14 protein-coding genes are annotated in these 22,575 nt (G+C 69.3%); 4 read left to right on the forward strand and 10 right to left on the reverse strand.

What is annotated here, in order from left to right:
- Window positions 1–5: 5 nt before the first annotated feature.
- The 9 genes from ACWEJX_RS06355 to ngcE all read right to left on the reverse strand — a co-directional run bounded on the left by ACWEJX_RS06355 (window position 6) and on the right by ngcE (window position 12,069).
- The gene (locus ACWEJX_RS06355) at window positions 6–1,520 is read right to left on the reverse strand and encodes an amino acid permease (RefSeq protein ID WP_451606375.1); all 1,515 of its coding nucleotides are present in this window, start codon (window positions 1,518–1,520) and stop codon (window positions 6–8) included.
- Between the two features lie 128 nt (window positions 1,521–1,648).
- A complete protein-coding gene (gene dxs, locus ACWEJX_RS06360) occupies window positions 1,649–3,568 on the reverse strand; it encodes a 1-deoxy-D-xylulose-5-phosphate synthase (RefSeq protein WP_451606376.1) in 1,920 nt (639 codons plus the stop codon).
- A gap of 223 nt (window positions 3,569–3,791) precedes the next feature.
- On the reverse strand, window positions 3,792–5,093 hold the full coding sequence (locus tag ACWEJX_RS06365) for a sugar ABC transporter permease (RefSeq protein WP_451606377.1): 1,302 nt from the start codon (window positions 5,091–5,093) through the stop codon (window positions 3,792–3,794).
- Window positions 5,090–5,884: an ATP-binding cassette domain-containing protein gene (locus tag ACWEJX_RS06370; RefSeq protein ID WP_451606378.1), complete on the reverse strand. Its 795-nt coding sequence runs from the start codon at window positions 5,882–5,884 to the stop codon at window positions 5,090–5,092. The genes ACWEJX_RS06365 and ACWEJX_RS06370 overlap by 4 nt, the downstream gene beginning before the upstream one ends.
- A gap of 167 nt (window positions 5,885–6,051) precedes the next feature.
- On the reverse strand, window positions 6,052–7,152 hold the full coding sequence (locus tag ACWEJX_RS06375) for a substrate-binding domain-containing protein (RefSeq protein ID WP_451606379.1): 1,101 nt from the start codon (window positions 7,150–7,152) through the stop codon (window positions 6,052–6,054).
- 122 nt (window positions 7,153–7,274) lie between these two features.
- Window positions 7,275–8,504, reverse strand: coding sequence for an ROK family transcriptional regulator (locus ACWEJX_RS06380; protein ID WP_451606380.1), 1,230 nt, complete (start codon window positions 8,502–8,504; stop codon window positions 7,275–7,277).
- 156 nt (window positions 8,505–8,660) lie between these two features.
- The gene (locus ACWEJX_RS06385) at window positions 8,661–9,605 is read right to left on the reverse strand and encodes a carbohydrate ABC transporter permease (RefSeq protein ID WP_451606381.1); all 945 of its coding nucleotides are present in this window, start codon (window positions 9,603–9,605) and stop codon (window positions 8,661–8,663) included.
- 15 nt (window positions 9,606–9,620) lie between these two features.
- Window positions 9,621–10,550, reverse strand: coding sequence for a carbohydrate ABC transporter permease (locus ACWEJX_RS06390; RefSeq protein WP_451606382.1), 930 nt, complete (start codon window positions 10,548–10,550; stop codon window positions 9,621–9,623).
- Window positions 10,551–10,617: 67 nt separating this feature from the next.
- Entirely contained in the window at window positions 10,618–12,069 is a 1,452-nt protein-coding gene (gene ngcE, locus ACWEJX_RS06395; RefSeq protein WP_451606383.1) for an N-acetylglucosamine/diacetylchitobiose ABC transporter substrate-binding protein, read from the reverse strand.
- Between the two features lie 401 nt (window positions 12,070–12,470).
- Here ngcE and ACWEJX_RS06400 point away from each other — a divergent pair, with 401 nt between their 5' ends.
- The gene (locus ACWEJX_RS06400) at window positions 12,471–16,295 is read left to right on the forward strand and encodes a GH92 family glycosyl hydrolase (RefSeq protein ID WP_451606384.1); all 3,825 of its coding nucleotides are present in this window, start codon (window positions 12,471–12,473) and stop codon (window positions 16,293–16,295) included.
- Window positions 16,296–16,355: 60 nt separating this feature from the next.
- On the opposite strand, the gene acnA is transcribed toward ACWEJX_RS06400, so the two are convergent.
- Entirely contained in the window at window positions 16,356–19,070 is a 2,715-nt protein-coding gene (gene acnA / locus ACWEJX_RS06405) for an aconitate hydratase AcnA (protein WP_451606385.1), read from the reverse strand.
- 304 nt (window positions 19,071–19,374) lie between these two features.
- On the opposite strand from acnA, the gene ACWEJX_RS06410 reads away from it, so the two are divergent.
- The 3 genes from ACWEJX_RS06410 to ACWEJX_RS06420 all read left to right on the forward strand — a co-directional run bounded on the left by ACWEJX_RS06410 (window position 19,375) and on the right by ACWEJX_RS06420 (window position 22,560).
- Window positions 19,375–20,556, forward strand: coding sequence for a hypothetical protein (locus tag ACWEJX_RS06410; protein ID WP_451606386.1), 1,182 nt, complete (start codon window positions 19,375–19,377; stop codon window positions 20,554–20,556).
- A 67-nt stretch (window positions 20,557–20,623) separates the two neighbouring features.
- Entirely contained in the window at window positions 20,624–20,980 is a 357-nt protein-coding gene (locus tag ACWEJX_RS06415) for a VOC family protein (RefSeq protein WP_451606387.1), read from the forward strand.
- Window positions 20,981–21,030: 50 nt separating this feature from the next.
- Window positions 21,031–22,560, forward strand: a complete 1,530-nt coding sequence (locus tag ACWEJX_RS06420; RefSeq protein ID WP_451606388.1) for a helix-turn-helix domain-containing protein — start codon at window positions 21,031–21,033, stop codon at window positions 22,558–22,560.
- The last annotated feature ends 15 nt before the right edge of the window (window positions 22,561–22,575 follow it).

A 22,575-nucleotide genomic window follows, 5' to 3' on the forward strand; every position in this document is an offset into this window, starting at 1 on the left:
TCCCGTCAGTACTTCGCGTCCTGCCCCACCCGGCCGAGCCGGCTGTGCTTGCGCCCGTACAGGAAGTAGACGACGAAGCCGACCACCATCCAGACGGCGAAGCGGAACCAGGTCTCGGCGGGCAGGTTGAGCATCAGCCAGAGCGAGGCGGCGATCGAGGCGATCGGGATCACCGGGACCCACGGGGTGCGGAAGGCGCGGTGCAGGTCGGGGCGCTTGCGGCGGAGGACCATGACGCCGGCGGCGACCACGACGAAGGCGAAGAGGGTGCCGATGTTCACCAGGGTCGCGAGCTCGTTGATGCTGGTGAAGCCGGCGACGATGGAGATGATGCCGCCGAGCAGGATGGTCGGCCGGTACGGGGTCTTGAAGCGCGGGTGCGTGATGGAGAAGAAGCGCGGCAGCAGTCCGTCGCGGCTCATCGCGAAGAACACGCGGGTCTGGCCGAGCAGCAGGATGAGGCAGACGGTGGTCAGGCCGATGGCGGCGCCGAAGCTGATGACGCCCGCGTAGAAGGGGTGGCCGACGGCCTTGAAGGCGTCGGCGAGCGGGGCGCTGACGGAGAGTTTGGTGTAGTGCTCCATTCCGGTGACGACCAGGGCGACCGCCACGTAGAGCACCGTGCAGATGAACAGCGAGCCCAGGATGCCGCGGGGCATGTCGCGCTGCGGGATCCGGGTCTCCTCGGCGGCGGTGGCGACCACGTCGAAGCCGATGAAGGCGAAGAAGACGACGGAGGCGGCGGTGAAGATGCCCATGACGCCGAAGTTGGTCGGCTGGTAGCCGAAGATCAGCTGCACCAGCGGCGCGGTCCAGTCGCTGCCGCCGCCGGGCGGGGTGACGGCCGGCGGGATGAACGGCTTGTAGTTGTCGCCCACGATGAAGAACAGGCCCGCGATGATCACGATCATCACCACGGTCACCTTGATGGCCACGACCACGGCGGTGATCCGGGCGGACAGCTTCATGCCGAGCACGAGGACCGCGGTGAGCACCAGGACGAGCAGGAAGGCGAGGATGTCGAAGGTGCCGCCGGGCACGTCGGGCCCTTCGAGCGCGGCCGGCAGGTGCCAGCCGATGTTGTCCATGAGCGAGCGGACGTAGCCGGACCAGCCGACGGCGACCACGGCGGTGCCGAGCGCGAACTCCAGGACGAGGTCCCAGCCGATGATCCAGGCCGGCAGTTCGCCGATGGAGGCGTACGCGAAGGTGTACGCCGAACCGGCGACCGGCACCGTGGACGCGAACTCGGCGTAGCACAGGGCCGCGAGGGCGCAGACGATGCCGGCGGCGACGAAGGCGAGGGCGGTGGCGGGGCCCGCGTTCTCCTTGGCGACCTTGCCGGTGAGGACGAAAATGCCGGTGCCGATGATGACGCCGACGCCGAACACGGTGAGGTCCCAGGCGGAGAGGGACTTCTTGAGCGCGTGCTCGGGTTCCTCGGTGTCGCGGATCGACTGTTCGACCGACTTGGTCCGGAACAGGCCGGAGTTCCGCGTGGATTGCTGGTCCGTGCTCACGGTCCTACCTCCCTGGCTCGCCCTGGGGCTGCCCGCTCTCAGGCCAGGATGCACGCGGAAGGGCCGGTCGGCACCCCAGGGGGTGAGCCGACCGGCCCAATGGTGACACTCGGTGAGGGAAGCCGGCGTCAGTCCCGCGCGGGCTCCACGGCCTTGGCGCTGCTCTCGAACTTGCCGTCCAGGCGCGAGACCAGACCGGTGACCTGGCGCGCGATGTCCGGCGCGGTCAGGCCGATCTCGGCGAGCACCTCGCCGCGCGAGGCGTGGTCGAGGAAGCGCGGCGGGATGCCGAAGTCGCGCAGCGGCACGTCCACGCCCGCGTCGCGCAGGGCCTGGGCGACGGCGGAGCCGACGCCGCCGACGCGGCTGTTGTCCTCGACGGTGACGACGACGCGGTGGCCCTCGGCGAGCGGGGCGAGGGCCTCGTCGACGGGCTTGACCCAGCGCGGGTCGACGACGGTGGTGGAGATGCCCTGCTTGTCGAGCAGGTCGGCGATCTCCAGGCACATCGGCGCGAGCGCGCCGACCGAGACGAGCAGCACGTCGGGCGTGTCGCTGCCGGCCTCGCGCAGCACGTCCATGCCGCCGACCCGGCGCAGGGCGGGTACGGCGGGGCCGACCGCGCCCTTGGAGAAGCGGACCACGGTGGGGGCGTCGGTGACCTCGACGGCCTCGCGCAGCTGGGCGCGGACCTGGTCGGCGTCGCGCGGCGCGGCGAGCCGCAGGCCGGGCACGACCTGGAGGATCGACATGTCCCACATGCCGTTGTGGGAGGCGCCGTCCGTGCCGGTGATGCCGGCCCGGTCCAGGACGAAGGTGACACCGCACTTGTGCAGGGCCACGTCCATCAGGACCTGGTCGAAGGCGCGGTTGAGGAAGGTCGCGTAGACGGCGAAGACCGGGTGCAGGCCGCCGGTGGCGAGGCCGGCCGCGGAGACCGCGCCGTGCTGCTCGGCGATGCCGACGTCGAACACGCGCTCGGGGAAGGCCTTGGCGAAGCGGTCGAGGCCGACCGGCTGGAGCATGGCCGCCGTGATGGCGACGATGTCCTCGCGCTCCTTGCCGAGAGCGACCATCTCCTCGCCGAAGACGCTGGTCCAGTCGGCGCCGGAGGAGGCGATCGGCAGACCGGTGTCGGGGTGGATCTTGCCGACGGCGTGGAAGCGGTCGGCCTCGTCCTGGAGCGCCGGCTGGTAGCCGCGGCCCTTCTCGGTGAGGCAGTGCACGATGACCGGGCCGCCGAAGCGCTTGGCGCGGGTGAGCGCCGACTCCAGGGCCTCGATGTCGTGACCGTCGATGGGGCCGACGTACTTCAGGCCGAGGTCCTCGAACATGCCCTGCGGGGCGATGAAGTCCTTCAGGCCCTTCTTGGCGCCGTGCAGCGTCTCGTAGAGCGGCTTCCCGACGACGGGCGTGCGCTCCAGGATGTCCTTGCCGCGGGCGAGGAAGCGCTCGTAGCCGTCGGTGGTGCGCAGGGTGGCCAGGTGGTTGGCGAGGCCGCCGATGGTGGGCGCGTAGGAACGCTCGTTGTCGTTGACGACGATGACGACCTGACGGTCCTTGGCGTCGGCGATGTTGTTGAGCGCCTCCCAGGCCATGCCGCCGGTCAGCGCGCCGTCGCCGATGACGGCGACGACGTGGTCGTCCCTCTTCAGGACCTCGTTGGCCTTGGCGAGGCCGTCGGCCCAGCCGAGGACGGTCGAGGCGTGCGAGTTCTCGATGACGTCGTGCTCGGACTCGGCCTGCGACGGGTAGCCGGACAGGCCGCCCTTCATCTTGAGCTTGGAGAAGTCCTGGCGGCCCGTGAGCAGCTTGTGGACGTAGCTCTGGTGGCCGGTGTCCCAGAGGACCTTGTCCTTGGGCGAGTCGAAGACGCGGTGCAGGGCGATGGTCAGCTCGACCACGCCGAGATTGGGACCGAGGTGCCCGCCGGTCTTGGAGACGGCGTCCACGAGGAAAGTCCTGATCTCTTCGGCCAGCTGGTCCAGCTGTTCCGAGGAGAGCCGGTCCAGATCTCGCGGTCCCCTGATACGGGTCAGCAGAGCCACCCGTGCCTCCTTGCTTTGAACTGGTCGAGCTTGCCGATTTGTCGAGTCTAATGTTCCGTCTTGGATCGTGGGCATCGGGCCGGGGGCTTCACCGCCACCCGGATGGCCGACACACCGATGATCCGTGCGGTCGCCGCACTGCTCCGGACGCAGCAGTGCCCGGCGCCGGTTCTCGGCGCCGGGCGGACTGTACGGGGTCCGGGTTACGCGGTGGTGACCGGCGTCACGCGCGGCCCGCGGTCTTCTGCGTGCGGCGGGAGACCGAGTCGATCACGACGGCGGCGAGCAGCACCGCACCGGTGATCATGTTCTGGATCGCGTTGGACATGCCGATCATGTTCAGACCCTGCTGGATCGACTGGATCACGATCATGCCGAGCAGCGCGGACCAGACCTTGCCCCGGCCGCCGAAGAGGCTGGTGCCGCCGATCACGGCAGCGGCGATGACCAGCATCAGCGTGTTGCCGCCGCCGAGGCTCTTGGTCGCGCCGCCGGAGAGGCTCGCGATGAACAGGCCGCCGAAGGCGGCGAGGGTGCCGGAGATCGCGAAGACGGCGATCCGGATCCGGTCCACGTTGATGCCGGCGCGGCGCGCCGCCTCGGCGTTGCCGCCGACCGCGAAGACCTTGCGGCCGAAGAGGGTGCGGCGGGCGACGAAGTCGGCGATCACCAGGACGGCCAGGAAGAGCACCAGGGCGAGCGGCAGGCCGCGGGCGCCGGCGGGCTCGTTCATCACGTACGCGACGACGAAGACCAGGACGGCGACGACACCGGTGCGCAGCAGGATCTCGCTCATCGGGCGGGCCGGGAGCTGGGCGGCCTTGCGGCGGCTGCTGTCGCGCAGCTGCGAGAGCACGTAGAGGGCGACGGCGAGCAGGGCGAGGCCGTACGCGGCGATCTTGTCGGCGAAGAAGTAGTTGGTGAGGTTCTCCACCACGCTGCCGGACGGCGTGTTGATGGAGCCCTCGCCGCCCATCAGCCATTCCTGGAGGCCCATCCAGCCGAGGAAGCCGGCCAGGGTGACCACGAAGGCGGGGACGCCGATCTTGGCGAAGAAGAAGCCGTGCAGCGCGCCGATGACGGTGCCGGTGAGCACCGCGAGCACGATGGACAGCCACTCGTTCATGCCGTGGGTGACCTGGAGGCCGGCCCAGACGGCCGCGCCGACGCCGGCGACCGAGCCCATGGAGAGGTCGATCTCGCCGAGGACGAGCACGAAGACGATGCCGACGGCCATGATGCCGAGGCCGGAGGCGTAGACGGCGACGTTGGCGACCGAGCTCGCGGACAGGAAGTTGCTGTTCTGGAGCTGGAAGACGATCGCGATGACGATCAGGCCGAGGATCACCGGCAGGGAGCCGAGCTCGCCGCCGCGGATCTTGCGGGAGAACTCGGTCAGGTAGCCCTTGAGGCCCTCCTCGCGGACGAGGAGGCGGGGGTCGACGGCCGGGACCGGCGCGGCGGACTGCTCGACGCCCCCGTTCTGCGCGGACTCTTCGGGCGTGGTCTTGGTGAGGTCGCTCACTTCGCGTCCTCCTTCGCAGCCGTACGGGCCTGCCGGCGGGTCACGGCGTTGTCCGTGGCACCCGTGATGGCGGCGATGATCGTCTCGTGGGTGGTGTCGGCGACGTCGAAGACGCCGTTGTTGCGGCCGAGCCGAAGCACGGCGACCTTGTCGGCGACGGCGCGCACGTCGGCCATGTTGTGGCTGATGAGGATGACGCCGTGGCCGCGCTCGCGCAGCCGCTCCACCAGGTCGAGCACCTGTGCGGTCTGCTCGACGCCGAGGGCGGCGGTGGGCTCGTCCAGGATGACGATCTTGGGGTCGCCGATCAGGGCGCGGGCGATGGCCACGACCTGACGCTGGCCGCCGGAGAGGGCGGCGACGGGGATCCGGACCGACGGGATCCGGATGGACAGGGTGTCCAGGAGCTCCCGGGCCCGCTTCTCCATGGCGATCTCGTCGAGCACGGAGCCGGAGCTCAGTTCGCTGCCGAGGAAGAGGTTGGCGACGACGTCGAGGTTGTCGCAGAGCGCGAGGTCCTGGTAGACGGTCGCGACACCGAGGTTCTGGGAGTCGTGGGGCTTGGTGATCTGGACGGGGCGGCCGTCCCACTCGATGGTGCCCTCGTCGATCGGGTGGACGCCCGAGATGGTCTTGACGAGGGTGGACTTGCCGGCGCCGTTGTCGCCCACCAGGGCGACGACCTCTCCGGCGTGGATCTCCAGATCGACATCGGTGAGCACCTGGACGGCGCCGAACCGCTTGGAGACCCCGCGCAACGCCAGCACGGGCGCAGCGGACACGTGAATCATCTCCTTCGCCGCCTGACCGGCGGGGATGTGGTGCAGAAAGACTGAGGGGGTGCAGAAGAGAGGGGAGTCCGGCGCCCCGCCCCCGCTTGCGGGGCGTGGATGTCGGGGCGGGTGCGCCGAACCGTTTCTGCGTGGGGGGCGGGGCGGGACGAGCCGGGCCCGGCGGGCTACTTGATGCCCGCGGCGTCGCAGGCCGCCTTGTACTCGGCGGTGCAGATGTCGGCCGCCTTGTAGACGTTGTCCGCGATGATCGTGGAGGCGATGTTCTCCTTGGTCACGACCTGCGCGTCGTACAGCTTCGCCGGGATGCCCTTGAACTCGCCGGTGAGGCTGTCGACCTGGACCGGGGTGAGCTCGTCGATCTTCTCGCCCTTGAGGAGCTTGACGGCGATCTCGGCGGTGGTCTCGGCCTCGGGCTTGATCTGCTTGTAGATCGTGAAGGCCTGGTCGCCCTTCAGGATGCGCTGGAGACCGGCGAGTTCGGCGTCCTGGCCGCCGACCGGGACCTTGACGGCCTGCTTGTTGAGGGCGGTGATGATGCCGCCGGCCATGCCGTCGTTGGCGGAGTAGACGCCCTGGAAGCCGGTCTTGCCCAGCGAGTCGATGGCGGCGCCCATCTTCTTGTTGGCCTCGTCCGGGGACCAGTCCGGGATGTCCTGCTCGTAGACGACCTTCTTCACGGCGCCGTCGATGACGCTGTGGGCGCCCTTCTTGAACAGCGGGGCGTTCGGGTCGGTCGGCGAGCCGTTGATCATGACAACGTTGGCGGACTTGGCGCCGGCACCGAGGGCCTTCACCAGGGCCTCGCCCTGCAGGCGGCCGATCTTCTCGTTGTCGTAGGACACGTAGGCGGAGATCGGGCCCTCGGCCAGGCGGTCGTACGCGACGACCTTGACGCCCTTGGCCTCGGCCTGCTGGACCCAGGACTTGGTGGCCTTGTAGTCGACCGAGTCCAGGATGATGACCTTCACGCCCTGGGTGACGAGCGCGTCGAACTGCTTCTTCTGCGTCTCGGTGTCCTGCGCGGCGTTGTTGTACTTGACCTCGCAGTCGGAGCACAGGGCCTTGATCTTCGCCTCGATGATCGGGCGGTCGAAGGTCTCGTAGCGCGTGGTCTTGTTCTCCGGCAGGAGCAGACCGATCGTCTTGCTGTCACCGCCGGCCGAGCCGCCGGAGCCGTTGTCGCCGGCCTTGCCGCAGGCGGCGAGGGAGAGGGCCATGGAAACCGCGGCCGTGCCTATGACGACGCGACGCGTCACTGCGTTCATGTGGGGTTGCCTCCCTGACGAGGCCGCGACGTTGCGGCCGAGGTGGCTGGAAGTCAACTCGGCCGTACGTCCGACGTCAAGGAGTAAATCCTTAACGAGACGACAACGGTGCCATTCGTTATCTAAGTGAAGGCAGGAGACTTCGTCTTCATCGCCCCCGACAAACCGCCCATAGCGCCCACAGCGCCCTCCAGGAGCGTCGACTCGCCCATCTCGCTCAGTACGAGCGCGAGCGCGCCGAGCACCTCGGCCCGGCCGCCCAAGGCCCCGGGAGCCACGGAGAGCTGCCGGGCGGCGCTGGGGATGGCGTAGCGGGAGACGGAGTCCCTGATGGGCGCGAGCACCAGCTCGCCGGCCTCGGCCAGATCGCCACCCAGGATCACCCGGCTCGGGTTCAAGAGGTTGCAGAGGTTGGCGACGCCGCTGCCGATGTGCCGGCCGACGTCGGCGATCACCCGGCGGCAGCCGGGGTCGCCCTCGCGGGCCAGCTGGACCACCCGCTCCATGGTCAGGTCGGGCCCGTGGCTGGGCTGGAGCAGCGGCAGGACGTAGCGGGCGGCGGTGAAGGTCTCCAGGCAGCCCCGGTTGCCGCAGCGGCACACCGGGCCCGACTCGTCGAGCGTGATGTGGCCGATCTCGCCGGCCGTGCCGCCCGGGCCCCGGTAGACCCGGCCGTCGATCACCAGGCCGGCGCCGACACCGCTGGCGACCTTGATGTACGCGAGGTCCTTCACGCCCCGGCCGCTGCCCCAGACCAGCTCGCCGAGCGCGCCGAGGTTGGCGTCGTTGTCGACGTGCACGGGGACGCCCAGGCGGGCGGAGAGCTCGTCGGCGGGGTTGATCCCGCTCCAGCCCGGCAGGATCGACGTGGAGCCGAGCAGGCCCGACGACACGTCGATCGGGCCGGGCACGCCGAGGCCGACGCCGATGACCTTGTCCCGGCCGATGCCGGTGCTCGCGATCAGCCGCGTGACCAGCTGTTCCGCCCGGTCGAAGCCCTCCGCGGCGGAGGCGTCGACATCCAGCGGCTCGGCCTCCTCGGCGAGCACCTGGTGGGCCAGGTTGCCGACCGCGACGCGCAGGTGCGTGTGCCCGAAGTCGACGCCGATGACGATGCCGGCGTCGCCGCTGAGCGAGACGCTGCGGGCCCGGCGGCCCCCGGCGGAGGTCGGGGTGACCTCCACGGTGCCGCCGTCCTTCAGCTCCCGCACGATGTTGGAGACCGTGGCGGCGGACAGGCCCGTCGCCCGGGCGATCTCCGCCTGGGTGAGCGATCCGGCCATCCTTACCGCCCGGACGACCCGCTCCAGATTGGCCCGGTGCAGCGAGGACTGCGACCCCGGAGTCTCCATTGACTCTCTCCACCCTACGACGTGTACAAGTTATGAACTCCAAGCTCCGCTGTGGGGCTTGTCGGCGTCAAGTCCTACAGCGGAGCGGAATGCGGACGCAAAAGATCCGGCCCCCGGGGAAGTGAGTCCCCGGGGGCCGGACGGAACGCCGACTCGTTACTTGAGCGTGGCCGAGGTGAGACCTGCCTGGACCTGGCGCTGGAAGGACAGGTAGACCACCAGCATGGGGATCATGGCGATCGTGACGCCGGCGAAGAGCACCGGCAGGTCGGAGGCGTAGCCCTGCTGCTGCTGGAGCTGGATCAGGCCCTGGGTGAGCACGTACCGCTCGGGGTCGTCACCCGTCTGGGGCTGCATCAGCACGGTCGGCAGCAGGAACTGGTTCCACTGCCCCAGCGTGTTGAAGATGCCGACGCTCACCAGGCCCGGCTTCGCCATCGGCAGCATCACCTGGAAGAAGGCCCGGGTGTGCGAGGCGCCGTCCAGGATCGCGGCCTCGAAGACGGCCTCCGGCAGCGTCCTGAAGAAGGAGTGCATGAAGAAGACGGTGAACGGCATCGAGTAGGCGACGTACACCAGGACCAGGCCATGGTAGGTGTTGAGCATCCCGAGCATCTTCACCATGAAGAAGAGCGGGACGAGCGCCAGGAAGACCGGGAACATCGCGCCGGCGACGAAGAAGTAGTAGATGAGCCGGTTGCCCCAGAAGCGGTAGCGCGCGAGCACGTACGCGGCCATGGAGCCGAAGAGCATGGTCAGCGGCACCGAGAACACCAGGACGATCACGGTGTTGAGGAAGTAGTCGCCGATGCCCTTGTGCCAGGCCCGGGTGAAGACGTCGAAGGACCAGTGGGCGGGCCAGCCGAAGGCCGAGCCGGCGATCTGTGAGTCGGTCTTGAAGGAGCTCAGGACGAGCCAGACCAGCGGCAGCACGATCATCAGCGCCCAGAGGGCGAGGAAGCCGTGCGAGAAGACGTTGAGGACGGTGCCCTCGCGGGCGGGGCCGGACGCCGGAGCGCCGCTCTTGCCGGTCTTGCCGCCCGCGCGCTGGCGGGGCACCCCGGCCGTGGGGGTGTCGGACTTCTGGATGGGTGCAGTCATCGTCGGTTCTCCCGCTCAGAACTCGAGGCGCTCGCGGCGGGTGGCGCGCAGCGTGACCACGGACACGATCAGGGTGAGCAGCAGCATCACGACGCCCATGGCGCAGGCGTAGCCGCTCTTTCCGAAGTAGAGGAAGTTCCGCATCATCACGGTGGACATGACCTCGCTGTGGTGGTCGGGGCCACCGCCGTAGTCGCCGGAGGTCATGGTCGAGACGAGGACGAACATGTCCATCGCCACGATGCCGAGGTAGACCCAGGCCGTCTGCACGGAGTCCCACAGCAGCGGCAGGGTGATGCGGAAGAAGGACTGGGCGCGGCCGGCGCCGTCGATGAGCGCGGCCTCGTAGATGTCCTTGGGGATGGACTGCATGGCGGCGGAGAACAGCACCAGGTAGAAGCCGACGCCGTGCCAGACGACGACCGCCATCAGCGCCCAGAGCACGAAGTTCGGCTCGTTCAGCCACTCGACCGGGTTCTCCGCGTCGATGAGGCCGAGCTTGAGCAGCACCCCGTTGAGCATTCCGCCGGTGTCGCTGCGGTACACGGCGCCGAAGAGCACGGCGAGGATCGCGAGCGAGAGGACCTGCGGGAAGAAGTAGACGATCTTGTAGAACTTCGATCCGCCGACGCCGGCCACTCCGCCGGCCCGGCTGCGCCCGCCCGCGTTCACCATGAAGGCGAAGAAGAGGGCGAGCAGGATGGTGATCACCGGGATGAACACCAGGAACAGGATGTTGTGCCAGACCGCTCCCAGGAAGACGTCGTCCTTGAAGAGGGCGACGTAATTGTCGAGTCCGACGAAGGAGAAGGTCTGCGACTGGCCTTTCCAGTCGGTCAGCGAGTAGCCGAACGTCTGGAGGTACGGCCAGATGACGAAGACCAGATAGAGGGCCACGGGGACGAAGAGGAATCCCGTGACGAACTTGTACTGCCCTTTGCGCATGGCGTGGCGTTCCTGTCCCTGGTGTTGCCGGTGTTCCCGGCTGTTCCCGGCTCGGTGGTGCGCGAGATCAGTCGCGGTGGTTGTTCTTGGCCGCCGGGTCCTTGGCGGCCTTGTCGACCGCGGCCTGGGCCCGCTTCAGCCATTCCGCGGGCTGGATGCGCTTCGCCATCAGCTCGTTGGAGGCGTTCTGGATCTCGGTGTCCATCTCGCTGTACCACTCGGTGTAGAGGAACCGGAAGGTGTTGGTGCCGGCCTTCTTGGACGCCTCGACGGTGGACTGGGTGCCGGGGCGCAGCTTGACGCTCGGGTCCACGCCGTCGGCGAGGATGGTGAGCGAGTTGGCCTCCTTGGCGAAGAGCGTCGACCACTCCTTGGAGAGCATCATCCGCATGAACTCCTTCGCCTCGGCCAGGTTCTTGGCCTTGGCGGGGATGATGAAGGGCTCGCCGGAGCCGGCGCGGATCGCCTCGTACGGCATCTTGCTGCCGGGCAGCAGGGGCATCGGCATGAACTTCATGTCGAAGTCGGCCGGGGTCTGGTTGAGCTGCTCGTTCTCCAGCCAGGAGCCACAGGTGATGAAGGCGGCCTTGTACTGGTTCCAGCGGGTCTGCGACTCGGTGTGGGTGAGGCCGTTGGTGCCGGGCATGAGGTAGCCCTTCTCGACCACCTCGTAGATCGCCTCGACGGCCTCCTTGGCGGCGTCGGAGCCGACGAACGCCTTGGGGTCGAGGTTGTCGATCGCCTTCATGGCGTCCAGGCCGCCCTTCTTGGCGATCAGGTCCATGATGGCGACGTTGATGTAGTACGGGTACTTGCCCTGATGGGCGAGGCCGCCGATGCCCTGCGCGGTGGCGTCCTTGCAGATGGCGAGGAACTCGTCCCAGGTCTTCGGCTCGCTCCAGCCCTTCTCCTTGAAGAGCTTGCCGGAGTACCACAGGCCCCACACCGTGTAGATGTAGTTGAGGGCGACGGTCTTGCCCTCCAGGATGCCGGCGTCGAGGGTGCCCGGGATCAGGGTGTCGCGGACCTTCTTGGCGGGGTCGTCGACGGACGGCGCGTCGAGGACCTCGGCGAGGTCGAGCAGCTGGCCGTTCTTCTGCAGGACGTCGATCTTGATCTTCTGGGCGCCGGAGTCGTCGACGAGGTCCGGCGGGTTGCCCGCGTTGAAGCGGGGCTGGAGCTTGCCGGTGATCTCCTGGGTGCCGGTGTGGGTCGCGGTGATGCCCCACTTCTTGTTGAAGCTGGCCTCCCACGCCTTGGCGTAGTCGTCGCCGTAACCGCCCTTGAAGACGACGACGTCTATCTTTCCGCCCTTGGCGACGCCGAACGGATTGTCCTTCGTCTTCTCGCCCTTGGGCTTCTCGGAGCCCGTGTCGTCGCCGCCGCTGGAGGCGCACGCCGACAGGAAACTCATCGTGGGCACCGAGATCAGACCGAGTGCGGCGGAACGCTTGATCAGATCGCGGCGGCCGAGGCCCCCGTTACCGGGGGCGTCGTTCTGGGCGGAGGTGGATCCCATGCTCAAGTCCTCGCCTTCATTCAGGACTCAGGCGGTGTACCGGTCGCCCGTACAGAGTTCGCCTCAGGCGAAGGGCCCCGCCACCGCGGTCAATTGCAGCTGGGTCGTGCAGGCGTCGGGCGTCGTCGTCATTGGTACGTGGTACGACGGGCTGGACGCCGACAGGTATAGTCCACTTCCCGTCATCGGAGCAAGATCGAAACCGGCTTTCCTCCGCAGTCTTCTCCGAGTTGAGACCTGCGGGATATCCGCGGTATTTCTGCCCCGATTCCTCCCCCCGCCCGTCCCTTCATTTTGCCGTCAACACCCTTGACAGCCCCTGCCGTTTGCCCTTCCCTGGGATCTTGCGCGGTGAGTTTGACAACGTTGTCTACAACCAGCGGCAGGAGTGGCGACACGGCATGCACCTCCCTCTCAGAGCACTCTCGCTCGCGGCGTCGGCCGCACTGGTCCTGAGCCTCACCCCTTCGGTGGCTCAGGCGCTTCCCGGCCTATCGGATGATTCCGCCGGTACCACCCGGGAGTTCAGCACCTCCTTCGAACCGGACGAAGCCCAGCCGACCTGGCGCAACACCGTCGAAGTCGGCCCCGACGGACAGCAGCGCACCTCGGGCGTCGACGGCGGATTCGTCACCGGGATCCCGGGCAATGTCACCGACCGGGTGACGACCGTGCGCGCCAGTGGCGAGAACGCCGGCGCCGGTGAGGTGAAGGAGAACCTGGTCGACCTCCAGGCCGGCACCAAGTGGCTGGTGTTCGAGCCGACCGCCTGGCTGGAGTTCGACCTCGACCAGCCGGTGAAGCTGGCGACGTACGCGCTGACCTCGGCCAACGACGCCGCCGAGCGCGACCCCCGCGACTGGACCCTCAAGGGCTCGACGGACGGCAGGGAGTGGACGGTCCTCGACACGCGGTCGGGCGAGAGCTTCGCCAAGCGCTTCGAGACGAAGTCGTACGACGTCCCGGGCGCGGCCGGCGGCGCGGGCACGGCGTACGCCCACTACCGCCTGGAGATCACCAGGAACGCGGGCGCGGGCCTCACCCAGCTCGCCGACGTCCAGTTCTCGAACGGCGACACCTCCCAGCCCGTCCCCGAGGAGATGCGCAGCGCCGTCGACCGCGGCCCCAGCGGCTCCCCCACCGCGAAGGCGGGCGCGGGCTTCACGGGGAAGCGCGCGCTGCGCTACGCGGGCACCCACAAGGGCGACGGCCGGGCGTACTCGTACAACAAGGTCTTCGACGTCGACACCCGGATCGTCCGCGACACCGAGCTGTCGTACGAGATCTTCCCGTCGATGTCGGCCTCCGAGGCCGACCTGAACTACCCGGCCACGAACGTGTCCGTGGACCTCGCCTTCACCGACGGCACCTATCTGAGCGACCTGGGCGCGCGGGACTCGTACGGCGGGCTGCTCACCCCGCAGGGCCAGGGCGCGGCCAAGCGGCTCTACGTCAACCAGTGGAACCGGGTGACCGCCCGGATCGGGGACGTCGCGGGCGGCAAGACGGTGGACCGGATCCTGGTGGCGTACGACTCCCCCAAGGGCCCGGGGAAGTTCCAGGGCTGGATCGACGACCTCTCGATCGCGCCGAGGACGCCGCAGCAGCCGTACGACCGCCTCTCCGAGTACGCCTCGACGGTCCGCGGCACCAACTCCTCCGGCTCCTTCTCGCGCGGCAACACCTTTCCGGCCACGGCCGTGCCGCACGGCTTCAACTTCTGGACGCCGGTCACCAACGCGGCGACGCAGAGCTGGATCTACGAGTACGCGCGCGGCAACGACGCGGACAACCTGCCGGCCCTCCAGGCGCTGGCCGTCAGCCACCAGCCGAGCCCGTGGATGGGCGACCGGCAGACCTTCCAGGTGATGCCGTCGGCCGCCGCCGGCACCCCGCCGACCGAGCGGGTCGCCCGCGCGCTGCCGTTCCGGCACGCCGACGAGACGGCGAAGCCGTACCTCTACGGCGTCACCTTCCAGAACGGTCTGAAGGCGGAGATCGCCCCGGCCGACCACGCGGCCGTCATGCGCTTCACCTATCCGGGTGCGGACGCGAGCGTCATCCTCGACAACGTCACCGACCAGGGCGGGCTCACCCTCGACCCGGAGAACCGCTCCTTCACCGCCTACTCGGACGTGAGGAGCGGTCTGTCGACGGGCGCGGGCCGGATGTTCGTCTACGGCGTCTTCGACGCGCCGGTGACGGACTCCGCGGCGCAGGGCGTGAAGGGGCACCTGCGCTTCGACGCGGGCGCGGACCGCACGGTCACGCTGCGGATCGCGACCTCGCTGATCTCGGTCGACCAGGCGAAGGCCAACCTCGCGGACGAGATCCCGGAGGGCACGTCCTTCGACACCGTCCGCGAGCGCGCCCAGGACGCCTGGGACGCGGTGCTCGGCCGGGTCACCGTGGAGGGCGCGAGCCACGACCAGCTGGTCACCCTCTACTCCAGCCTCTACCGGCTCTACCTCTACCCCAACTCGGCCTTCGAGAAGGTCGGTTCGCGGTTCATGTACGCCAGCCCGTTCTCCGCCCCGGCCGGGCCCGACACCCCGACCCGGACCGGCGCGAAGGTCGTCGAGGGCAGGCCGTACGTCAACAACGGCTTCTGGGACACCTACCGCACCACCTGGCCGGCCTACGCGCTCCTCACCCCGAAGAAGGCGGGCGAGCTGGTCGACGGTTTCGTGCAGCAGTACAAGGACGGCGGCTGGATCTCCCGCTGGTCCTCGCCCGGCTACGCGGACCTGATGACCGGCACCTCCTCCGACGTGGCCTTCGCCGACGCGTACGTGAAGGGCGTCGACTTCGACGCGGAGGCGGCGTACGAGGCGGCCCTGAAGAACGCGACCGTCGTCTCGCCGAGCCGGGGCACGGGCCGCAAGGGCATGGTGACCTCGCCCTTCACCGGCTACGCCTCGACCGACACCGACGAGGGGCTGTCCTGGTCCCTGGAGGGCTACCTCAACGACTACGGCATCGGCAGGATGGGCCAGGCGCTCTACGCGAGGACCGGGAAGATGCGGTACGCGGAGGAGTCCGCGTACTTCCTCGACCGGGCCCGCAAGTACGTCACGCTCTTCGACGCGAAGGCCGGCTTCTTCCAGGGCCGGGACGCGAGCGGCGCCTGGCGGGTGCCCTCGGAGTCGTACGACCCGCGGATCTGGGGCTACGACTACACCGAGACCAACGGCTGGGGCTACGCCTTCACCGCCCCGCAGGACTCCCGGGGCCTGGCCAACCTGTACGGCGGCCGCGCGGGCCTCGCGCGGAAGCTCGACGCGTACTTCTCGACGCCGGAGACGGCGAGCCCGGACGTGGCCGGCTCGTACGGCAGCGTCATCCACGAGATGACCGAGGCCCGGGACGTGCGGATGGGCATGTACGGGCACTCCAACCAGGTCGCGCACCACGTGCCGTACATGTACGACGCGGCCGGGCAGCCGTGGAAGACGGCCGAGAAGGTCCGCGAGGTGCTCTCCCGGCTCTACACGGGCAGCGAGATCGGGCAGGGCTACCACGGCGACGAGGACAACGGCGAGCAGTCGGCCTGGTTCCTCTTCTCCTCGCTCGGCTTCTATCCGCTGGTGATGGGCGGCGGGGAGTACGCGATCGGCTCGCCGCTCTTCACGAAGGCGACCGTGCGGATGGACAACGGCCGCACGCTGGTCGTGGAGGCGCCGCGGAACAGCGCGAAGAACATCTACGTCCAGGGCGTGAAGCTGAACGGCGTGGCGTGGAAGTCGACGGCGCTGCCGCACGACCTGCTCGCGAAGGGCGGCACCCTGAAGTTCGACATGGGTCCGGAGCCCTCGGCCTGGGGCACGGGCGCCTCGGCGGGCCCGGTGTCGATCACCAGGGACGACAAGGTGCCGGCGCCGCGGACGGACCTGGTCAGGGGCGCGGGCCCGCTGTTCGACGACACCTCGGCGACGTCGGGCCCGGTGGCGGGCGCGGTCGAGCTGCCGGTGGCCGCCCCCGGAAAGGCGGTCCAGTACACGCTGACCTCGTCGGCGGACCGGGCGAAGGCGCCGGCGGGCTGGGTGCTCCAGGGCTCGGCGGACGGCGTGACGTGGACGGACCTGGACCGGCGGTCGGGCGAGTCCTTCGCGTGGGACCGGCAGACCCGGGTGTTCACGGTGGCGGCGCCGGGCTCGTACGCGAGGTACCGGCTGGTGCCGGCGGGCCCGGGCGGCGAGTTGGCGGAGATCGAGCTCCTCGGCTGACGCGTACACGGGCAAGGGCCCTCTCCCCGAGCGGGGAGAGGGCCCTTGCCGTACTGATCCTTAGCCGCGGATCAGGTTGCGCAGCACGTACTGCATGATGCCGCCGTTGCGGTAGTAGTCCGCCTCACCGGGGGTGTCGATGCGGACGACCGCGTCGAACTCGACACCGGTGTCGGTGGTGACCTTGACCGTGCTCGGGGTCGTGCCCTCGTTCAGCTCGGTGATGCCGGTGATGGAGAAGGTCTCCTCGCCGGTCAGGCCGAGCGAGTCGGCCGACTGGCCGGCCGGGAACTGCAGCGGGAGGACGCCCATGCCGATGAGGTTCGAGCGGTGGATGCGCTCGTACGACTCGGTGATGACGGCCTTGACGCCGAGGAGGGCCGTGCCCTTGGCCGCCCAGTCGCGGGACGAGCCGGAGCCGTACTCCTTGCCGCCCAGGATGACCAGCGGGATGCCGGCGGCCTGGTAGTTCTGCGAGGCGTCGTAGATGAACGACACCGGGCCGTCGGCCTGGGTGAAGTCGCGGGTGTAGCCGCCCTCGGTGCCCGGCGCGATCTGGTTGCGCAGGCGGATGTTGGCGAAGGTGCCGCGGATCATGACCTCGTGGTTGCCTCGGCGCGAGCCGTAGGAGTTGAAGTCACGACGCTCCACACCGTGCTCGGTGAGGTACTTGCCGGCCGGGGTGTCGGCCTTGATGGCACCGGCCGGGGAGATGTGGTCGGTGGTGACCGAGTCGCCGAGCTTCGCGAGCACGCGGGCGCCCGTGATGTCGGTGACCGGGGTGGTCTCCATCGTCATGCCCTCGAAGTACGGGGGCTTGCGGACGTAGGTCGACTGCGGGTCCCACTCGAAGGTGTTGCCGGTCGGGATCGACAGCGCCTGCCACTGGGCGTCGCCGGCGAAGACGTCCTGGTAGGACTTGGAGAACATGTCCTCGCCGATGGCGTTGGCGACGACGTCGTTGACCTCGGCCTCCGACGGCCAGATGTCCTTGAGGAAGACCGGGTTGCCCTCGGTGTCGACACCCAGCGCGTCCTTGGTGATGTCCACCTTCATGGAGCCCGCGATGGCGTACGCGACGACCAGCGGCGGGGAGGCCAGGTAGTTCATCTTGACGTCGGGGTTGATGCGGCCCTCGAAGTTCCGGTTGCCGGAGAGGACCGAGGTGACCGCGAGGTCGTGGTCGTTGACGGCCTTGGAGACCTCCTCCGGCAGCGGGCCGGAGTTGCCGATGCAGGTGGTGCAGCCGTAGCCGACGAGGTTGAAGCCGACCTTGTCGAGGTACGGGGTCAGGCCCGCCTTGTCGAAGTAGTCGGTGACGACCTTCGAGCCCGGGGCGAGGGTGGTCTTGACCCACGGCTTGCGGGTCAGGCCCTTCTCCACGGCCTTCTTCGCGACGAGCGCGGCGGCGACCATGACGTACGGGTTCGAGGTGTTGGTGCAGGAGGTGATGGCCGCGACCGTCACCGCACCGTGGTCGAGCGTGTAGGTCGTGCCGTCCGGGGCGGTGACCTGGACCGGGTTCGACGGGACGCCGTTGGTGACGGCCGGGGCGTCGGAGGCCGGGAAGGACTCCTGGCCCGCCTCGTCGACCATGTCGACGTAGTTGCGGACGTCCTGCTTGAACTGCTCGGCGGCGTTCGCGAGGACGATGCGGTCCTGCGGGCGCTTCGGGCCGGCGATCGACGGGACGACCGTGGAGAGGTCGAGCTCCAGCTTCTCGGAGAAGTCCGGCTCGGCCTTCGGGTCCAGCCAGAGGCCCTGCTCCTTGGCGTACGCCTCGACGAGCGCGACCTGCTGCTCGGAGCGGCCGGTGAGCTTGAGGTAGTTCAGGGTCTCGTCGTCGATCGGGAAGACCGCGGCGGTGGAGCCGAACTCCGGCGACATGTTGCCGATGGTGGCGCGGTTCGCGAGGGAGGTGGCGGCGACGCCCTCACCGTAGAACTCGACGAACTTGCCGACGACACCGTGCTTGCGCAGCATCTCGGTGATGGTCAGCACCAGGTCGGTGGCGGTGGTGCCGGTGGGCAGCTCACCGGTCAGCTTGAAGCCGACGACGCGCGGGATGAGCATGGAGACCGGCTGGCCGAGCATGGCGGCCTCGGCCTCGATGCCGCCGACGCCCCAGCCGAGCACACCGAGGCCGTTGACCATGGTGGTGTGGGAGTCGGTGCCGACGAGGGTGTCGGGGTACGCCTGGCCGCCCCGGACCATGACCGTACGGGCCAGGTGCTCGATGTTCACCTGGTGGACGATGCCGGTGCCCGGCGGGACGACCTTGAAGTCGTCGAACGCGGTCTGGCCCCAGCGCAGGAACTGGTAGCGCTCCTTGTTGCGGCCGTACTCCAGCTCCACGTTCTCCGCGAAGGCGGAGTTCGTGCCGAACTTGTCGGCGATGACGGAGTGGTCGATGACCATCTCGGCCGGGGAGAGCGGGTTGATCTTCGCCGGGTCGCCGCCGAGCGCCGCGACGGCCTCACGCATGGTGGCGAGGTCGACGACACAGGGGACACCGGTGAAGTCCTGCATGATCACGCGCGCCGGCGTGAACTGGATCTCCTGGCTCGGCTGGGCCTGGGAGTCCCAGTTGCCGAGCGCCCGGATGTGGTCGGCGGTGATGTTCGCGCCGTCCTCGGTGCGGAGCAGGTTCTCCAGGAGAACCTTCAGGCTGTAAGGGAGGCGCGCGGAGCCCTCGACCTTGTCCAGCTTGAAGATCTCGTACGACTCGTCGCCCACGCGCAGCGTGCTGCGGGCGTCGAAGCTGTTCGCCGACACGACAGTCTCCTTCATATATGTGCGCGTTCCACCGCATCCTGCCGCCACGCCACGTCGCCAATCCGCTAAGGTAAGGCTAAGTTAGGTAACCCTTACCGCCAGACTGATGTCGGCGTACGGCAGCGGTGCGCCTCGGCAGATATCTCGATGTCGAGATAACTCTAGTACATCACCGGCGGTCGGTCATGCCCCGGCCCGCCCGGGATCACGCGTGGCGGAGGTCGCGGCGGCGCCCCTCCCCCGCGCCGGGTTCCGGGAGGCGCGAGACTGTCGGACGCGGTCGACCACCCTTACGATCACTCGCATGACCGACGGTGTGGTGGGGGCGATCCGGGGCCTGTTCCGAGGGCGGGAACGCGAGGAGGGGACGGACCGGGCGGACGGCGACCTGGCCCGGGTCGACGCGGAGATCACCGCCTTCGGAGAGGCGCTCGCCGCACACCCCTTCATACCCGATCACGAAGCGCACGACCCCGGCCTCCTCGCCGACTACCAGCTCGCCCTGGACTCGTACGACCAGGCCAAACGGGACCTCGTCGGCGACCGGACCCTGCGCGACGCCGCCGACGTGCTGCGCTCCCTCGACACCGGCCGGTACGCCCTGGCCTGCGTGAACGCGGCGCTCGAAGGCCGCCCGCGGCCGCACCGCCTGCCCCTCTGCTTCTTCGACCCGCGCCACGGGCGCGCCTCCGAGGAGGTCCACTGGGCGCCGCCGGGCGGCGCGGCCCGGACGGTCGCCGTGTGCGCGGCCGACGCCGTGCGGCTCGCCGAGGGCAGGCCACCGATCGAGAGCGGGCTGCGCGGACCGGACCCCCGGCCGGCTGCCCGTCCCCGGAGCCGTACGGACGCCCCCGGCACTCCCCCCGCCCCGCCCGCGCCGCCGGCCGCCGAGGCGTACGAGGCGTGGCCGGCGCACACCGGGGTCGGACAGCGGCGGGAGGGCAGGGGCGGGGCGGGGGTGCTGCTCCACCGCCCCGACGCCGGCGAGCCCGCGGTGCTCGTCGTCCATCTGGAGCGAGCCGAGAACTCCTGGGTGGAGCTGACCGCCCCCTCGGACGGCGGACGGCCCCGGCAGCCCCTCCCCCACGCGTCCGCGCTGACCCGGGCGGTCGTCCCGGTCCCGGCCGACGGGCGGCCCGAGATCCGCCTCCAGATGCACACCGGGAAGGGGTGGCGGACCTGGCTGCACCCGCTCGACGCACTCCCCTCCCTGAACCCCCTGCTCCTGGACGACGGGCTCGCGTCGGCAGGTTCGTACGTCCTGCGGCACCCCGGCGGCCGGGAGCGGATCCGGGTCACCCAGCACTCCGGCTCCGCCTTCGCGCTCCACGTCCTGCGTCCGGACTTCCGGCCCGGGGAGGCACTGTGCGAGGGGCACGGCGCCTTCACCCGCACGGTGGTCACGCCGCGGAAGCCAGGACTGCTGTACGTGCGGTCGCGCGGGACGTGGACGCTGACGCCGACGGGGAACCCGAAGCGACCGTAGGGCGGCCGGGACTCCGTTCGGACGCGCGCGCGTTGCCGGATCGCAACCGGCGACGGAGGCTCGGAACATGTTCAGCGGCGCGCATGTGATCCTCTACACCCAGGACGCGGAGGCCGACCGCGCGTTCCTCAAGGACGTCTTCGGCTTCGACCACGTGGACGCGGGGCGCGGCTGGCTCATCTTCCGGCTGCCGCCCGCCGAGTTCGCGGTGCACCCGACCGAGGGGGAGCCGAAGAACGAGATCTATCTGATGTGCGACGACATCGCGCAGACCCTCGCGGTGCTCGAGGACCGGGGGGCGGAGGTCTCACGGCCCGTCAACGACCAGGGCTGGGGCCTGGTCGCGGCCGTACGGCTGCCGAGCGGGACCGAACTGCCCCTATATGAACCCCGTCACCCCATTGCTCATACTCCGTCACCCTGATGGCCTACCCCACCGCGAGCGTCATCTCATATCTGAGATAACGTGACGCCATGGCAGACGACTACCTCGTACGCATCGGCAAGCTCATCCGTGACGCCCGCCAGCACCGCGGCTGGACCCAGACCCAGCTGGCCGACGCACTCGGCACCAGCCAGAGCGCCGTCAACCGGATCGAGCGCGGCAACCAGAACATCAGCCTTGAGATGATCGCCCGAATCGGCGAGGCTCTCGACAGCGAGATCGTCTCCCTGGGTTACGCCGGCCCCATGCACCTGCGGGTCGTGGGCCGCCGCCGGCTCTCCGGTGCCATCGACGTCAAGACGAGCAAGAACGCCTGTGTCGCGCTGCTGTGCGCCTCCCTCCTCAACAAGGGCCGCACGGTGCTGCGCCGGGTGGCCCGCATCGAGGAGGTCTTCCGGCTCCTGGAGGTCCTCAACTCCATCGGCGTCCGCACCCGCTGGATCAACGAGGGCGTCGACCTGGAGATCGTGCCGCCGGCCGAGCTGGAGATGGAGTCGATCGACGCGGAGGCGGCCATCCGCACCCGCTCCATCATCATGTTCCTCGGCCCGCTGCTGCACCGCCTGGACCGCTTCAAGCTGCCGTACGCCGGCGGCTGCGACCTCGGCACCCGCACGATCGAGCCGCACATGATCGCGCTGCGCCGCTTCGGCCTCGACATCCAGGCCACCGAGGGCCTCTACCACGCCCAGGTCGAGCCGAACGTCGCCCCCGACCGCCCGATCGTGCTGACCGAGCGCGGCGACACCGTGACCGAGAACGCCCTCCTGGCCGCCGCCCGCCACGACGGCGTCACCGTCATCCGCAACGCCTCCTCCAACTACATGGTCCAGGACCTGTGCTTCTTCCTGGAGGCGCTCGGCGTACGGGTCGACGGCATCGGCACCACCACGCTCACCGTGCACGGCGTGCCCCAGATCGACGTCGACGTCGACTACTCCCCCTCCGAGGACCCGGTCGAGGCGATGAGCCTGCTCGCCGCGGCGGTCGTCACCGAGTCGGAGCTGACGATCCGCCGGGTCCCGATCGAGTTCATGGAGATCGAGCTCGCGGTCCTGGAGGAGATGGGCCTCGACCACGACCGCTCCGCCGAGTACGCCGCCGACAACGGCCGCACCCGCCTGGTCGACCTGACGGTCCGCCCCTCCAAACTGGAGGCGCCGATCGACAAGATCCACCCGATGCCCTTCCCGGGCCTCAACATCGACAACGTCCCCTTCTTCGCGGCCATCGCGGCCACAGCCCAGGGCAAGACCCTGATCCACGACTGGGTCTACGACAACCGCGCCATCTACCTCACCGACCTCAACCGCCTCGGCGGCCGCCTCCAGCTCCTCGACCCCCACCGCGTCCTCGTCGAGGGCCCCACCCGCTGGCGCGCCGCCGAGATGATGTGCCCGCCGGCCCTCCGCCCGGCGGTGGTCGTACTGCTGGCGATGATGGCGGCGGAGGGCACGTCGGTGCTGCGCAACGTGTACGTCATCAACCGGGGGTACGAGGACCTGGCGGAGCGGCTGAACTCGGTGGGCGCACAGATCGAGATTTTCCGGGACATCTGACTGCCTTGAGGACAT

The sequence above is a fragment of the Streptomyces sp. NPDC004788 genome, assembly GCF_053601115.1.